This window comes from Ruegeria conchae (assembly GCF_000192475.1).
Classification (GTDB): Bacteria; Pseudomonadota; Alphaproteobacteria; order Rhodobacterales; family Rhodobacteraceae; genus Ruegeria; species Ruegeria conchae.
In genome coordinates, this window is the sequence record NZ_AEYW01000010.1 from 1 (window position 1) to 16,340 (window position 16,340).

The 16,340-nt window shown below is 56.8% G+C and carries 10 protein-coding genes; 8 read left to right on the top strand and 2 right to left on the bottom strand.

All coding sequences use genetic code 11. From position 1 onward, the window contains the following. Positions 1-942 precede the first annotated feature (942 nt). From rplJ to rpoC, 4 genes are all read left to right on the top strand, one after another. Positions 943-1,461: a 50S ribosomal protein L10 gene (gene rplJ / locus G7G_RS0110415; protein ID WP_010441181.1), complete on the top strand. Its 519-nt coding sequence runs from the start codon at positions 943-945 to the stop codon at positions 1,459-1,461. Positions 1,462-1,541: 80 nt separating this feature from the next. Further along, positions 1,542-1,916 (top strand): 50S ribosomal protein L7/L12, encoded by a 375-nt coding sequence (gene rplL / locus G7G_RS0110420; protein WP_010441182.1) that lies wholly within the window; start codon positions 1,542-1,544, stop codon positions 1,914-1,916. Between the two features lie 250 nt (positions 1,917-2,166). Next, on the top strand, positions 2,167-6,300 hold the full coding sequence (rpoB, locus tag G7G_RS0110425; protein WP_010441183.1) for a DNA-directed RNA polymerase subunit beta: 4,134 nt from the start codon (positions 2,167-2,169) through the stop codon (positions 6,298-6,300). A gap of 49 nt (positions 6,301-6,349) precedes the next feature. Then, complete coding sequence (gene rpoC, locus G7G_RS0110430) at positions 6,350-10,591, top strand: DNA-directed RNA polymerase subunit beta' (protein ID WP_010441185.1); 4,242 nt, start codon at positions 6,350-6,352, stop codon at positions 10,589-10,591. A 53-nt stretch (positions 10,592-10,644) separates the two neighbouring features. Here the strand turns inward: rpoC and fosX are convergent, their stop codons facing one another. Continuing rightward, a complete protein-coding gene (gene fosX / locus G7G_RS0110435; protein WP_010441187.1) occupies positions 10,645-11,049 on the bottom strand; it encodes a FosX/FosE/FosI family fosfomycin resistance hydrolase in 405 nt (134 codons plus the stop codon). Positions 11,050-11,219: 170 nt separating this feature from the next. On the opposite strand from fosX, the gene G7G_RS0110440 reads away from it, so the two are divergent. Beyond that, positions 11,220-12,089, top strand: coding sequence for a DMT family transporter (locus G7G_RS0110440; protein ID WP_010441190.1), 870 nt, complete (start codon positions 11,220-11,222; stop codon positions 12,087-12,089). Here the strand turns inward: G7G_RS0110440 and G7G_RS0110445 are convergent. Then, entirely contained in the window at positions 12,074-12,889 is an 816-nt protein-coding gene (locus G7G_RS0110445; RefSeq protein WP_010441192.1) for a putative rhamnosyl transferase, read from the bottom strand. The genes G7G_RS0110440 and G7G_RS0110445 overlap by 16 nt on opposite strands. Before the next feature lie 397 nt (positions 12,890-13,286). On the opposite strand from G7G_RS0110445, the gene rpsL reads away from it, so the two are divergent. The 3 genes from rpsL to fusA are packed head-to-tail and all read left to right on the top strand — an operon-like array spanning position 13,287 to position 16,280. Further along, positions 13,287-13,658 carry a 30S ribosomal protein S12 gene (gene rpsL, locus G7G_RS0110450; protein WP_005621086.1) on the top strand — a complete coding sequence of 124 codons (372 nt, stop codon included), beginning with the start codon at positions 13,287-13,289 and terminating at the stop codon, positions 13,656-13,658. Between the two features lie 15 nt (positions 13,659-13,673). Continuing rightward, positions 13,674-14,144, top strand: coding sequence for a 30S ribosomal protein S7 (gene rpsG, locus G7G_RS0110455; protein ID WP_010441203.1), 471 nt, complete (start codon positions 13,674-13,676; stop codon positions 14,142-14,144). 18 nt (positions 14,145-14,162) lie between these two features. Further along, entirely contained in the window at positions 14,163-16,280 is a 2,118-nt protein-coding gene (gene fusA, locus G7G_RS0110460; protein ID WP_010441205.1) for an elongation factor G, read from the top strand. The last annotated feature ends 60 nt before the right edge of the window (positions 16,281-16,340 follow it).

Consider the following 16,340-nt stretch of genomic DNA (forward strand, 5'->3'; position numbering starts at 1 on the left):
GTGTCAGAAAATCTAAGTACAGCCCGTTCAGACTACAATTGATCCACTGGATCAATTGATTAACGTCTTCACCTCGTCAGGCTCATAACCAGATGCTCAGTGGGGCAAATGTAAGCGTTGCATCTGCCCCTATGGTGCGGACTGAATTGGAGTGCGTTCCCGACAATGACAAGCTGCGCGCAGCTTTGTGTATGTGCTGCCTCCTGGCAGTTCGATCTGACAACTACGCCGCCTCCAACACACCCAGACCGGACCCCGTGTTACAAGTTTTCGTCAGAGGCTATCTAGCCACAGTTTCAAAGTAGTAGTTTGGTATCGGCAGGTTTCTGATCAGTGCACAGGCGTCAATGATAACGTTCACTTGTCCAGCAGTTACGAACAGATTTGGTGGAGACCAAAAAGACAAAAGGGATCTCGGCTGCATTCAGCACTGGAAAGCGTGCAATACACCAATTCGAAGTGATAATAGGCGCTACAAACGTCGCAATCGCTTTGAGCTTGTGTTTGGTGGGCAGAAAAAAGGTGGAGCATAGCAACCCGTTACTACAAAGGTTCAAAGGTCTTTCTCTCGTAGTCGCTTTGGCTGTCCTCGTTATCTACCGTGTATGAGAGTTGCACCGAAAGTATGCTTATTTCTGAACGTTCGAAACGCACCCATAGGTGCAATTTACCTCTTGGAAACCCGGCCTATCTGTCCTAAGTAGACTTGCGGAATAAAGCGTGCGATTCGTCGTGCGCTTTATTTTGTTTCGTCCAAGACGGTGGGTGGTGCCATGCGGCCCCTTAATTCCCTGCCTGAGACGGGTAAGACCAAAGAATTCTGAGGGTCACGATCCTCGGGCGAGTTTTGGCCCATCCCGTAACAACGGACCTGAACGCCGGAGCGTAAGCTGCGGCAAATATGAGCCGGGGTGAGATATCGCCCCTAACTTGGAGAGAACTGTGGATAGAGCCCAGAAAGAGAAAGTGGTCGAGGAACTCGGCCAAATCTTCGAAAGCTCTGGCGTCGTAGTGGTTTCGCACTACGCCGGTCTGACAGTTGCCGAGATGCAGGACCTTCGCGCACGTGCTCGTGACGCGGGTGGTGCCGTGCGTGTTGCCAAGAACAGGCTCGCCAAAATCGCCCTTGAGGGTAAGCCGTGTGAAAGCATGGCCGACCTGCTGACAGGGATGACCGTTCTGACCTATTCCGAGGACCCTGTGGCAGCAGCCAAGGTGGCCGAGGACTTCGCCAAGGATAACAAGAATTTTGAGATCCTCGGCGGTGCTATGGGCGAGAACGCTCTGGACCGCAAAGGCGTCGAAACAGTTTCGAAAATGCCGTCTCGTGAAGAGCTTATTGCTTCGATCGTTGGCTGCATTGGCGCACCTGCTTCGAACATCGCCGGCGCGATTGGCGCACCTGCAAGCAACATCGCAAGCATCCTTTCCACCATCGAAGAGAAGGCGGAAGCTGCGTAAGCGGTTGGCACTGAATGATCTGCGTAGGGGAATACCCCTGACGTTGGAACACACACTGTAAAACGGAAAGAGCTAATACAATGGCTGATCTGAAAGCACTCGCAGAAAGCATCGTGGGTCTGACCCTGCTGGAAGCACAAGAACTGAAAACCATCCTCAAAGACGAATACGGCATCGAGCCCGCAGCTGGTGGTGCCGTAATGGTCGCAGCTGGTGGCGACGCCGGTGGCGCAGCTGAGGAAGAAAAAACCGAATTCGACGTCGTTCTGAAGAACGCCGGCGCTTCGAAAATCAACGTGATCAAAGAAGTTCGCGGCATCACCGGTCTGGGCCTGAAAGAAGCCAAAGAACTGGTCGAAGCTGGCGGCAAGATCAAAGAAGGCGTGTCGAAAGACGAAGCCGAAGAAGTCAAAGGCAAGCTGGAAGCAGCTGGCGCCGAAGTCGAGCTGGCCTAAGCCAACCAACAGGTGCATCGCTGATGCGCCGCAAATTTTGGCTGGGCCCGGAGAAATCCGGGTCCAGCCGAACCTGTCTTAGAAAGGGCCTCATTATCTGGGGCGTTTTCTAAGACACGGTTTTCGGATCGGGAGGCCACCTTCGGGACGGTGGCCACGAATTGATCCGGACGTGTCGTCTCGAATGTGCAAGATGCCGGGGCCCGACGGTGTCTTTGCCCGCTGAGAACATCGAAAGGTGACATCTGACATGGCTCAAACGTTCCTTGGCCAGAAACGTCTTCGTAAATATTACGGCAAAATCCGCGAAGTGCTGGAGATGCCGAACCTCATTGAGGTCCAGAAATCTTCTTATGACCTTTTCCTGCGCTCCGGCGATGCAGAACAGCCCACAGACGGCGAAGGCATCAAAGGTGTGTTCCAGTCGGTTTTCCCGATCAAGGATTTCAACGAAACCTCCGTTCTGGAGTTCGTGAAATACGATCTGGAAAAACCCAAATACGACGTCGAAGAGTGCATGCAGCGCGATATGACCTACAGCGCGCCGCTGAAGGTCACCCTGCGTCTGATCGTGTTTGATGTCGATGAGGACACCGGCGCCAAATCGGTCAAAGACATCAAAGAACAGGACGTATTCATGGGCGATATGCCCCTGATGACACCGAACGGGACGTTCATTGTGAACGGCACCGAGCGTGTGATCGTGTCCCAGATGCACCGCTCCCCTGGTGTGTTCTTCGACCACGACAAGGGCAAGACTCATTCCTCGGGCAAGCTGCTGTTTGCCTGCCGCATCATCCCGTATCGCGGCAGCTGGCTGGACTTTGAGTTCGACGCCAAGGACATCGTGTTCGCCCGTATCGACCGTCGCCGCAAACTGCCTGTGACGACCCTGCTCTATGCGCTGGGTCTGGATCAGGAAGCGATCATGGACGCGTATTACAACACCGTGTCCTACAAGCTGGATAAGAAGAAGGGTTGGGTCACGCCGTTCTTCCCTGAACGTGTGCGCGGTACTCGTCCGACATATGATCTGGTCGACGCGAAATCCGGTGAAGTGATTGCCGAGGCGGGCAAGAAGGTTACACCGCGCGCGGTGAAGAAACTGATCGACGAAGGTGCCGTCACCGACCTGTTGGTTCCCTTCGATAACATCGTCGGAAAGTACGTCGCCAAGGACATCATCAACGAAGAAAACGGCGCGATCTATGTCGAAGCCGGTGATGAGCTGACGCTGGAGTACGACAAGGACGGCGACCTGATCGGCGGCACCGTCAAGGACCTGATGGATGCGGGTATCACCGACATCCCGGTTCTGGACATCGACAACGTCAACGTAGGCCCCTACATGCGCAACACCATGGCTCAGGACAAGAACCTGAACCGTGAAAGCGCGCTGATGGACATCTACCGCGTCATGCGCCCGGGCGAGCCGCCCACCGTCGAAGCGGCCTCGGCCCTGTTCGACACCCTGTTCTTCGACAGCGAGCGTTATGACCTGTCCGCCGTTGGTCGCGTGAAGATGAACATGCGTCTGGCACTGGACGCGCCTGACACCCTGCGCACCCTGCGCCGCGAAGACATCGTGGCTTGCATTAAGGCGCTGGTTGAGCTGCGCGATGGCAAAGGCGACGTGGACGATATCGACCACCTCGGCAACCGTCGTGTGCGTTCGGTCGGTGAACTGATGGAAAACCAGTACCGCGTCGGTCTGCTGCGCATGGAGCGCGCGATCAAAGAGCGTATGTCGTCGGTCGAGATCGACACCGTCATGCCTCAGGATCTGATCAACGCGAAGCCGGCCGCCGCCGCTGTTCGCGAATTCTTTGGCTCGTCGCAGCTGTCGCAGTTCATGGACCAGACCAACCCGCTGTCGGAAGTCACCCACAAACGCCGTCTCTCGGCGCTTGGCCCCGGTGGTCTGACGCGTGAGCGTGCGGGCTTTGAGGTGCGCGACGTACACCCGACCCACTATGGCCGGATGTGCCCGATTGAAACGCCGGAAGGTCCGAACATCGGTCTGATCAACTCGCTGGCCACCTTTGCCCGCGTGAACAAGTATGGCTTCATCGAAACACCGTACCGCGTCGTCAAAGACGCCGAGGTGACCGATGAGGTTCACTACATGTCCGCCACCGAGGAAATGCGTCACACCGTGGCGCAGGCGAACGCGACGCTGGATGCCGATGGCAAGTTTATCAACGATCTGGTGTCGACCCGTCAGGCCGGTGACTACACGCTTGCCCCGCGCGAGAATGTGGACTTGATCGACGTGTCGCCGAAACAGTTGGTTTCGGTTGCCGCATCGCTGATCCCGTTCCTTGAAAATGACGACGCCAACCGCGCTCTGATGGGCTCGAACATGCAACGTCAGGCGGTTCCGCTGCTGCGGGCCGAGGCGCCGTTGGTCGGTACCGGGATCGAGGAAAAGGTTGCGATCGACTCGGGCGCTGCGATCCAGGCGAAACGTGCCGGTATCATCGACCAGGTCGATGCCCAGCGTATCGTTATCCGTGCCACCGAAGATCTGGAGCTGGGCGACGCTGGCGTTGACATCTATCGTTTGCGCAAGTTCCAGCGTTCGAACCAGAACACCTGCATCAACCAGCGTCCGCTGGTGAAAGTAGGCGACACGGTCGGCAAAGGTGAAGTGATTGCCGATGGTCCGTCCACCGATATCGGTGAACTAGCCCTGGGTAAGAACGTGGTCGTCGCGTTCATGCCTTGGAACGGTTACAACTACGAAGACTCGATCCTGATCTCGGAGCGTATCGCGCGTGATGACGTCTTTACCTCGGTCCATATCGAGGAATTTGAAGTCGCCGCCCGTGACACCAAGCTGGGTCCGGAAGAGATCACCCGCGATATTCCGAACGTCGGTGAAGAAGCGCTGCGTAACCTCGACGAGGCGGGCATCGTTTACATCGGAGCGGATGTTGAGCCGGGCGATATTCTGGTCGGCAAGATCACTCCGAAGGGCGAAAGCCCGATGACCCCGGAAGAAAAGCTGCTGCGCGCCATCTTTGGTGAAAAAGCATCTGACGTGCGCGACACCTCGCTGCGCGTGAAGCCGGGTGATTACGGTACGGTCGTCGAAGTCCGTGTCTTCAACCGTCACGGCGTCGAGAAAGACGAGCGTGCGCTGCAGATCGAGCGTGAAGAAGTCGAACGTCTGGCCCGTGACCGGGACGACGAGCTGGCGATCCTGGACCGTAACATCTATGCGCGTCTGCAAGGCCTGATCCTGGGTAAAACTGCTGTCAAAGGCCCGAAAGGCGTCAAGGCAGGGTCGGTGATCACCGAAGAGTTGCTGGAAACCCTGACCCGTGGTCAGTGGTGGCAACTGGCGCTGGAAGACGAGAAGGACGCACAGATCGTCGAAGCGCTGAACGAGCAGTACGAAGTGCTCAAGCGTGCTCTGGACGCCCGTTTCGAAGACAAGGTCGAGAAGGTTCGCCGTGGCGACGACCTGCCGCCGGGTGTGATGAAGATGGTCAAAGTCTTCATCGCCGTTAAGCGTAAGCTGCAGCCGGGCGACAAGATGGCCGGTCGTCACGGGAACAAAGGTGTGATCTCCAAGGTTGTTCCGATGGAAGACATGCCGTTCCTGGCCGATGGTACGCCGGTTGACTTCTGTCTGAACCCGCTGGGCGTGCCTTCGCGTATGAACGTTGGTCAGATCCTTGAAACCCACATGGGTTGGGCCGCGCGCGGTCTGGGGCTGAACATCGACGAGGCACTGGGTGAATACCGCCGCTCCGGCGATCTGACCCCGGTGCGCGAAGCGATGAAGCTGGCCTATGGGGAGAATGTCTATGAAGAAGGCATTGCCGACATGGACGAGGGTCACCTGATCGAGGCGGCGGGCAACGTGACCCGCGGTGTTCCGATCGCGACCCCGGTCTTTGACGGTGCCAAAGAAGCAGACGTCAACGACGCGCTGGTGCGTGCGGGCTTCTCGGAAAGCGGTCAGTCGGTCCTGTTTGACGGTCGTACCGGTGAGCAATTCGCGCGTCCGGTAACCGTGGGCATCAAGTACCTGCTGAAACTGCACCACCTGGTGGATGATAAGATCCACGCGCGTTCGACCGGGCCGTACAGCCTGGTTACCCAGCAGCCGCTGGGTGGTAAGGCACAGTTCGGTGGTCAGCGCTTTGGTGAGATGGAGGTCTGGGCACTGGAAGCTTACGGCGCCGCCTACACCCTGCAGGAGATGCTCACCGTGAAATCGGATGACGTCGCCGGCCGGACCAAGGTCTATGAGTCGATCGTCAAGGGCGAGGATAACTTTGAAGCGGGCGTACCGGAATCGTTCAACGTTCTGGTTAAAGAAGTCCGTGGCCTCGGCCTGAATATGGAACTCCTGGATGCGGAGGAAGAGTAGGGGCGGCAACGCCCCAAACTCATCCCATCCCAATTTGTAAGGACGCAAAATGAACCAGGAAATTACCAATAACCCGTTCAACCCGCTGACGCCGCCTAAGGTCTTTGACGAGATCAAGGTCTCATTGGCCAGCCCGGAACGGATCCTCTCTTGGTCTTATGGCGAGATCAAGAAACCCGAAACCATCAACTACCGGACGTTCAAACCCGAACGTGACGGTCTGTTCTGCGCGCGTATCTTTGGCCCGATCAAAGATTACGAATGTCTGTGCGGTAAATATAAGCGGATGAAATATCGCGGCGTTGTCTGCGAGAAATGCGGTGTGGAAGTCACCCTGCAGAAAGTCCGCCGCGAGCGTATGGGTCATATCGAGCTGGCCGCGCCCGTCGCACACATTTGGTTCCTGAAATCGCTGCCGTCCCGCATCGGTCTGATGCTGGACATGACGCTGCGCGATCTGGAACGCGTTCTGTACTTTGAAAACTATGTCGTCATCGAGCCCGGTCTGACCGACCTCTCCTATGGTCAGATGCTGACCGAAGAAGAGTTCATGGACGCGCAGGATGCCTATGGCATGGACGCGTTCACCGCGAACATCGGTGCCGAAGCTATCCGTGAGATGCTGGCCCAGATCGATCTGGAAGCCGAAGCCGAACAGCTGCGTGCTGATCTGGCCGAAGCAACCGGTGAACTGAAGCCGAAGAAGATCATCAAGCGTCTGAAGGTTGTTGAATCCTTCCTTGAGTCGGGCAACCGGCCTGAGTGGATGGTGATGACCGTAATCCCGGTGATTCCGCCGGAACTGCGTCCGCTGGTTCCACTGGATGGTGGTCGTTTTGCGACTTCGGATCTGAACGATCTGTATCGCCGCGTCATCAACCGGAACAACCGTCTGAAGCGTCTGATCGAACTGCGCGCACCTGACATCATCGTCCGCAACGAAAAGCGGATGCTGCAGGAATCCGTCGATGCTCTGTTCGACAATGGCCGTCGTGGCCGCGTGATCACCGGCGCCAATAAGCGTCCGCTGAAATCGCTTTCGGACATGCTGAAGGGTAAGCAGGGTCGCTTCCGTCAAAACCTTCTGGGTAAGCGCGTCGACTTCTCGGGCCGTTCGGTCATCGTGACCGGTCCGGAACTCAAGCTGCACCAGTGTGGTCTGCCCAAAAAGATGGCGCTGGAACTGTTCAAGCCGTTCATCTACTCGCGCCTTGAAGCCAAGGGTCTGTCTTCGACCGTGAAACAGGCGAAGAAACTGGTCGAGAAAGAGCGTCCCGAAGTGTGGGATATCCTCGACGAGGTGATCCGCGAACACCCTGTCATGCTGAACCGTGCGCCGACCCTGCACCGTCTTGGCATTCAGGCGTTTGAACCGGTTCTGATCGAAGGTAAAGCCATCCAGCTGCACCCGCTGGTCTGTTCGGCCTTTAACGCCGACTTTGACGGTGACCAGATGGCCGTTCACGTGCCGCTGAGCCTTGAGGCGCAGCTAGAAGCGCGTGTTCTGATGATGTCGACGAACAACGTTCTGTCGCCTGCAAACGGCGCGCCGATCATCGTTCCGTCGCAGGATATGATCTTGGGTCTCTACTACGTGACCCTGGAACGCGAAGGCATGCCGGGCGAAGGCAAGGTCTTTGGCTCGATCGAAGAAGTTCAGCACGCGCTGGACGCGGGTGAAGTGCATCTGCACACCAAGATCACCGCGCGGATCACGCAGATCGACGACGAAGGCAACGAAGTTCAGAAGCGTTTCGAAACCACTCCGGGCCGTCTGCGTCTGGGTGCGTTGCTGCCGATGAACAACAAGGCACCGTTCGAACTGGTCAACCGTCTGCTGCGGAAGAAAGAAGTGCAGCAGGTGATCGACACCGTCTACCGGTATTGCGGTCAGAAAGAGTCGGTTATCTTCTGTGACCAGATCATGTCGATGGGCTTCAAAGAAGCGTTCAAGGCGGGCATCTCGTTCGGTAAGGACGACATGGTCATCCCCGATGACAAGTGGGGCATCGTTGATGACACTCGCGGTCAGGTGAAGGACTTTGAACAGCAGTACATGGACGGCCTGATCACTCAGGGCGAAAAGTACAACAAAGTTGTCGATGCCTGGTCGAAGTGTAACGACCGCGTCACCGAGGCGATGATGAGCACCATCTCGGACGTTGCCAAAGCCGAAGACGGGTCGGATCAGGAACCGAACTCGGTCTACATGATGGCCCACTCCGGTGCGCGTGGCTCGGTTACTCAGATGAAACAGCTGGGCGGTATGCGCGGCCTGATGGCCAAGCCGAACGGTGACATCATCGAGACACCGATCATCTCGAACTTTAAGGAAGGTCTGACCGTTCTCGAGTACTTCAACTCGACCCACGGTGCCCGTAAGGGTCTGTCGGATACCGCTCTGAAGACAGCGAACTCGGGTTACCTGACCCGTCGTCTGGTGGATGTCGCTCAGGACTGCATCGTTCGTGAGATCGACTGTGGTACCGAGCGTGCGATCACTGCCGAAGCCGCCGTGAACGACGGCGAGGTTGTTGCCTCGCTGGCCGAACGCGTGCTGGGCCGTGTCTCTGCCGATGACGTTCTGCGTCCGGGTACGGACGAGGTTCTGGTCGCTGCAGGTCAGTTGATCGACGAACGCATGGCGGACACCATTGACGAAGCCGGTGTTGCTTCGATGCGTATCCGCTCGCCTCTGACCTGTGAGTCCGAGGAAGGCGTCTGCGCCACCTGCTACGGTCGTGACCTTGCACGCGGTACCATGGTGAACACAGGTGAGGCTGTCGGCATCATCGCCGCGCAGTCCATCGGTGAACCCGGTACACAGCTTACCATGCGGACCTTCCACATCGGTGGTGTTGCGCAAGGTGGTCAGCAGTCGTTCCAGGAAGCCAGCCAGGAAGGTGTCGTTTCCTTCGAGAACCCGCAGATTCTGGTCAATGCCGCAGGCGAAAGCCTCGTTATGGGCCGGAACATGAAGCTGGTGATCAGCGACGAACACGGCGAAGAGCGTGCCAGCCACAAGCTGGGCTACGGTTCCAAGCTGTTTGTCAAGGACGGCACCAAGGTGGCCCGTGGCGACAAGCTGTTCGAATGGGATCCCTACACCCTGCCGATCATCGCCGAGAAAGCCGGTACTGCGAAGTACGTTGACCTTGTTTCGGGCATCGCTGTCCGCGATGAGACCGACGATGCAACTGGTATGACCCAGAAGATCGTGATCGATTGGCGCGCTGCCCCCAAAGGTAGCGACCTCAAGCCCGAGATCATTCTGGTCGGCGAAGATGGCGAGCCGGTCCGCAACGATGCGGGCAACCCGGTTCACTATCCGATGTCGGTGGATGCGATCCTGTCGGTCGAAGATGGTCAGCAGATCGAAGCCGGTGACGTTGTCGCGCGTATCCCGCGTGAAGGTGCTAAGACCAAGGACATCACCGGTGGTCTGCCGCGTGTGGCCGAACTGTTCGAAGCCCGCCGTCCGAAAGATCACGCGATCATCGCAGAAGCCGATGGTTACGTGCGCTTTGGCCGCGACTATAAGAACAAGCGCCGCATCAGCATCGAACCGGCTGACGAGTCCATGGAGACCATCGAGTACATGGTGCCCAAGGGCAAGCACATCCCGGTCGCCGAAGGGGACTTCATCCAGAAGGGTGAATACCTGATGGACGGTAACCCGGCTCCGCATGACATCCTGTCCATTATGGGCGTCGAAGCGCTGGCGGATTACATGATCGACGAAGTGCAGGACGTTTATCGTCTGCAGGGCGTGAAGATCAACGACAAGCACATCGAAGTCATCGTGCGCCAGATGCTGCAGAAGTGGGAGATCCTGGATTCAGGCGACACCACCCTGCTAAAAGGCGAGCATGTCGACAAGCAGGAGTTCGACGCAGCCAACGAGAAAACCATCTCGCGCGGCGGTCGTCCGGCGCAGGGCGAGCCGATCCTCTTGGGGATCACCAAAGCCTCGCTGCAGACGCGTTCGTTCATCTCGGCGGCGTCGTTCCAGGAAACCACCCGCGTGCTGACCGAAGCTTCGGTTCAAGGCAAGAAAGACAAGCTGGTTGGCCTGAAAGAGAACGTCATCGTTGGTCGCCTGATCCCCGCCGGTACCGGTGGGGCCACTCAGGCCGTGCGCCACATCGCGCAGTCGCGTGACAACGTGGTTATCGAAGCCCGCCGGGAAGAGGCCGAAGCGGCCGCTGCTTTGGCCGCTCCGACATTCGACGACGATATGGTCGGTGATGAGCTGGACGTTCTGGTGGAAACACCGGAAAGCCGTGAATAAGCACCGCAGCATAAAACAAATTAGGCCCTGCAAAATTGCGGGGCCTTTTTTATTTAGCCCGCGGCGTACCGTTTTAATCGTTCCTCCAGCGTACCGCTGTGCAGTTCAAACATATGGTTGTCGTAGTCATAAAAATAGATTGATTGCCCTTCCCCGGGTACGCGGGATCGACCCTCCCGGATTTCAAGGCCCAGCGACCGGATGCGTTGCAATCTGTCGTCATACTCATCTACACCCATCTTGAACGCGACGTGATTGTAGGTTTTTTCGGACAGTGGATCGCCCTCCATAATCGCGACCCAAACACCCCCGATATCGAAAAAACGTTCTTTTGAAAGCGAGAAAGTCCGATCGCCGCTGTCGTAGATTTTTTTGGCATCCAGAATTGTTGTCAGTACCTCTTCCATCTTGTCCAGATCTCGGGTGATGAATGTAATATGGCTCAGGCCCTCAATCACAGTGCACCTCTTCAGTTTGACCGCACTTCAAAATAGCAATGTACCGGTCAAAGTCAGCCTCTAGGTCCATCCTGACTCACCTGCGATGGCTGATTATCCATTGCAGAGTTGACATTGGGTTTGCCTGATTGGCCAATGGGCACATTGTAGTGGGATCGGGCGAAACCAGAATGACACCAAATCTAAGGGGCGCCTTGCTGATGATGGGCAGCATGGCTGCCTTTACTGTCAACGATACGCTCGTGAAGGTGGTGGGGCAGGATATGCCGCTGTTCCAGTTGGTCACCACACGAGGGGCGTTGGCAACGATTCTCGTGTTCTTTCTTGCACGCCATCTTGGGGCGCTTCATTTGGATTTTTCCCGCCACGATAAGTGGTTGGTTGTGTTTCGATGCCTTGCCGAATTGTCGGCGACATTCTTCTTCCTGACTGCGTTAATGCACATGCCGTTGGCCAATGTAACGGCGGTGTTGCAAGCGTTACCCTTGACTGTGACCCTGGGCGCTGCGTTGTTTTTTCAGGAAAAAATCGGGTGGCGGAGGATTGTCGCGATTGCAATGGGATTTGTTGGAATGTTGCTGATCGTTCGGCCCGGCCCGGATGGCTTCAGCATTTACGCCATTTATGCACTGATTGCGGTTGCATCGGTTACGGCCCGTGATCTTATCACGCGACACATGTCCGCAGAAGTGCCATCCATGGTTGTGACGTTGGCAACATCGCTTTCTATCACCTCTGTTGCTGCAATCGTGTCAGTCTTTGAGGGGTGGGTGCCGGTTTCGACCGCATCAGGTGCGATGGTCGCCAGTGCCGCGGTCTTTGTTTTGATGGGGTATCTGTTCAGCGTCATGGTGATGCGCGTGGGCGAGGTCGGATTTATTGCTCCATTCCGCTATTCCAGTCTGCTTTGGGCGCTGGGGCTTGGATGGGCGGTATTTGGCGACTGGCCCGATTCGATTACCCTGTTTGGCGCGGCATTGGTCGTCGGGGCAGGGATGTTCACACTGTTCCGCGAACGATCGCGTCAGGCGGAGGATTGAGGCAAACGCAAGAAACCCGGGTCTATCGCAAAACGTCTGACAAATTCGGTCTCGATCTTAGGTGTTATCGGAGCAAGTTGCGCCTTCTGTTTCCCTGCGCGTGGCGAGTCGTTGGAGTTGTTCAGTGACCTGATCCACATTGGTCGGTCCGGATAGCTGATAATCGGCATGAAACGTCCGATCCGGTTATGGGTGAAGCTTATGATTGTGTGAGTGCATTCGCCCGAGACCAACATGCCCAGTCCAACCCCGAGCAAAGACTTGTAGACCTGCGCAGCGTGCGTACCTGCGGGTCTAAAACTGGCCTGATACCCGTTGTTGAAATCTATCCCGATCGCTTGATTTTTCTTGATCAAACCTGCGCCGTCATCTGCTGCTTCTCGGAGTTTTTCCACGAAATCTATGGAAACGCTGTCGTCATCGTCATGACGGAATTGAAGACAAGGCCGGTCTGGATGCGAGCGCGCGATTTGAAGGATTTGTTTCATGACTTGCCGGTGTTTCTGATCCGGATCGACTGCTCTTTGGATGATCTGAACCTGCTTGATGTCAGTGGTTAGATCTTTGAGGCGGTCGAGCGCCGCCTTCGGAAGACACTCTCCGACGGCGATCAGAAGCTGGAAATCCTCATCGGTCTGTGCGCGAAAGCTGGGCAGGGTTAGGGATTCAAACAGGCGAAACCGCTCTTCCAGACGGGTAGGGTGGTATAAATGGCGGCGCCGCTCTTTGACCGTGTCGTGTTCGATTTGGAAATCGCCGAGGGCAGGGAATGAAAATCGGCACAGGCCAATGACTTGCATGGATCATCCAATGGATAGCGGGACGCGACCACTATGCACGCGGTAGGTATAAGCCGCAATGCGGGCGAACAGTGGAATTCCCAGCCCAATCCTGATAAATGGCTGATATCTTGATGTGCCACTCGCCTTTGTTGCATGGCTGTTGACACTCGGGCCGACTCCCCCTATTACGCGCGACATCTCGGTACCGGGGGCCGCCCCGTAACCGATTTCAGTAATGAACTGGTCAAGGCCCGGACACTTTTATCGTTCGCGCCCTCTGATAACAAACCGCGACGTTCACCTCGGAATGGGAACGCTCGCGGGTTTTGCGCTTGTGGACGCATAAGTGCAGCGAATTTAACCGCACGCAGCCGCGTGCATGTCATGTGTGTTGCAAAACGGGGAAGAAACCGGAATGCCAACTATTCAACAGCTGATCCGCAAGCCGCGGCAGCCCAAAGTAAAACGCTCAAAGTCCATGCACCTGGAGCAGTGCCCGCAGAAACGCGGCGTCTGCACACGTGTTTACACCACCACACCTAAAAAGCCGAACTCGGCGATGCGTAAGGTTGCCAAAGTGCGCCTGACCAACGGGTTTGAGGTCATCTCGTACATCCCCGGTGAAAGCCACAACCTGCAGGAACACTCGGTTGTTCTGATCCGTGGCGGCCGTGTAAAAGACCTTCCCGGTGTGCGTTACCACATCCTGCGCGGTGTTCTGGATACTCAGGGCGTCAAAGATCGTAAGCAACGTCGTTCGAAATACGGCGCGAAGCGTCCCAAGTAAGAAGGAGAGGCTGATATGTCACGTCGTCACGCCGCCGAAAAACGCGAAGTCCTGCCTGATGCCAAATTTGGCGACAAGGTACTGACCAAATTCATGAACAACCTGATGATCGACGGCAAGAAGTCGGTCGCAGAGCGCATCGTTTACAACGCGTTTGACCGCGTTGAGAACAAGGTAAAGCGCGCTCCTGTCGAAGTGTTCCACGAAGCGCTCGACAACATCAAACCGTCGGTTGAGGTTCGCTCGCGCCGGGTTGGTGGTGCAACCTACCAGGTTCCGGTCGAAGTGCGCCCCGAGCGCCGCGAAGCACTGGCCATCCGCTGGCTGATCACTGCTGCGCGCGGCCGCAACGAAAACACCATGGAAGAGCGCCTTGCAGGCGAGCTGTTGGACGCTGTTCAGTCCCGCGGTACTGCCGTCAAGAAACGCGAAGACACCCACAAGATGGCCGAGGCGAACAAAGCCTTCAGCCATTACCGTTGGTAATCCCAGAGGCTTAGACAAATGTCACGCGAATATCCTCTCGAACTGTACCGTAACTTCGGTATCATGGCGCACATCGACGCAGGTAAGACCACCTGCTCGGAGCGTATCCTGTATTACACTGGCAAATCCCACAACATCGGTGAGGTGCACGATGGTGCAGCCACCATGGACTGGATGGAGCAGGAGCAGGAACGCGGCATCACCATCACTTCGGCTGCGACCACCACTTTCTGGGAGCGCACCGAGGACGGTCAGACCGCAGAAACGCCGAAGCACCGCCTGAACATCATCGACACCCCCGGCCACGTTGACTTCACCATCGAAGTTGAACGTTCGCTGGCGGTTCTCGACGGTGCCGTCTGCGTTCTGGACGCAAACGCCGGTGTTGAGCCCCAGACCGAAACCGTGTGGCGTCAGGCTGACCGCTACAAGGTTCCGCGTATGGTTTTCGTCAACAAGATGGACAAGATCGGCGCTGACTTCTTCAACTGCGTCAACATGATCGAAGACCGCACCGGCGCACGCGCTGTTCCGGTTGGTATTCCGATCGGTGCCGAGTCCGAGCTGGAAGGTCTGATCGACCTGGTCACCATGGAAGAGTGGCTGTGGCAGGGCGAAGATCTGGGCGCAAGCTGGATCAAAGCTCCGATCCGCGACAGCCTGAAAGACATGGCTGACGAATGGCGCGGCAAGATGATCGAAGCGGCCGTCGAAATGGACGACGACGCGATGATGGAATACCTGGAAGGCAATGAGCCCGACGTTCCGACCCTGCGCGCCCTGCTGCGCAAAGGCACCCTGGACATCGCGTTCGTTCCGGTTCTGGGTGGTTCGGCGTTCAAGAACAAAGGCGTTCAGCCGCTGCTCAACGCTGTGATCGACTATCTGCCCAGCCCGCTGGACGTTGTCGATTACATGGGCTTCAAACCCGGCGACGAAGAAGAAATTCGTGACATCGCGCGTCGTGCCGATGACGACATGGCTTTCTCGGGTCTGGCGTTCAAAATCATGAACGACCCCTTCGTTGGCTCGCTGACCTTCACCCGGATCTACTCGGGCACTATGAACAAGGGTGACTCGATCCTGAACTCGACCAAAGGTAAGAAAGAGCGCATCGGTCGTATGATGATGATGCACTCGAACAACCGGGAAGAGATCGAAGAAGCGTTTGCAGGCGACATCATCGCGCTGGCGGGTCTGAAAGACACCACCACCGGTGACACCCTGTGTGACGCGAAGGATCCGGTGGTTCTGGAAACCATGACCTTCCCCGATCCGGTGATCGAGATCGCGGTTGAGCCCAAAACCAAGGGTGACCAAGAGAAGATGTCCCAGGGTCTGGCCCGTCTGGCCGCCGAAGACCCGTCCTTCCGTGTGGAAACTGATCTGGAATCGGGTCAGACCATCATGAAAGGCATGGGCGAACTTCACCTGGACATCCTGGTTGACCGCCTGAAGCGTGAGTTCAAGGTTGAGGCCAACATCGGTGCACCGCAGGTGGCCTATCGTGAGACCATCGGTCACGAAGTCGAACATACCTACACCCACAAGAAACAGTCGGGTGGTTCGGGCCAGTTCGCTGAAGTGAAGATGATCATCTCGCCGACCGAGCCTGCCGAGGGTTACTCGTTCGAAAGCCGCATCGTTGGTGGTGCAGTTCCGAAGGAATACATCCCCGGTGTTGAAAAAGGCATCAACTCGGTCATGGACAGCGGCCCGCTGGCTGGCTTCCCCGTGATCGACTTCAAGGTTGCCCTAATCGACGGTAAGTTCCACGATGTTGACTCGAGCGTTCTGGCGTTCGAAATCGCGGCCCGTATGTGTATGCGTGAAGGTATGCGCAAAGCTGGCGCGAAACTGCTGGAACCGATCATGAAGGTCGAAGTGATCACCCCGGAAGAATATACCGGCGGTATCATCGGCGACCTGACCTCGCGTCGTGGCCAGGTGTCTGGTCAGGAACCGCGCGGCAATGCAATCGCGATCGATGCGTTCGTTCCGCTGGCCAACATGTTCGGCTACATCAACACACTGCGTTCGATGTCGTCGGGCCGTGCCCAGTTCACCATGCAGTTCGACCACTACGATCCGGTTCCGCAGAACATCTCGGACGAGATCCAGGCGAAATACGCATAAGCGAAGATTTGAGGGAGCTCCGGTCAGGGGCTCCCTTCATTACCGAAAAAGGAGGCCATC

Excerpts from the sequence above, each read along its gene's own strand:
- rplL (WP_010441182.1), top strand. The coding sequence starts at position 1,542 with ATGGCTGATCTGAAAGCACTCGCAGAAAGCATCGTGGGTCTGACCCTG.
- rpoB (WP_010441183.1), top strand. The coding sequence starts at position 2,167 with ATGGCTCAAACGTTCCTTGGCCAGAAACGTCTTCGTAAATATTACGGC.
- rpoC (WP_010441185.1), top strand. The coding sequence starts at position 6,350 with ATGAACCAGGAAATTACCAATAACCCGTTCAACCCGCTGACGCCGCCT.
- G7G_RS0110440 (WP_010441190.1), top strand. The coding sequence starts at position 11,220 with ATGACACCAAATCTAAGGGGCGCCTTGCTGATGATGGGCAGCATGGCT.
- G7G_RS0110445 (WP_010441192.1), bottom strand. The coding sequence starts at position 12,889 with ATGCAAGTCATTGGCCTGTGCCGATTTTCATTCCCTGCCCTCGGCGAT.
- rpsL (WP_005621086.1), top strand. The coding sequence starts at position 13,287 with ATGCCAACTATTCAACAGCTGATCCGCAAGCCGCGGCAGCCCAAAGTA.
- rpsG (WP_010441203.1), top strand. The coding sequence starts at position 13,674 with ATGTCACGTCGTCACGCCGCCGAAAAACGCGAAGTCCTGCCTGATGCC.
- fusA (WP_010441205.1), top strand. The coding sequence starts at position 14,163 with ATGTCACGCGAATATCCTCTCGAACTGTACCGTAACTTCGGTATCATG.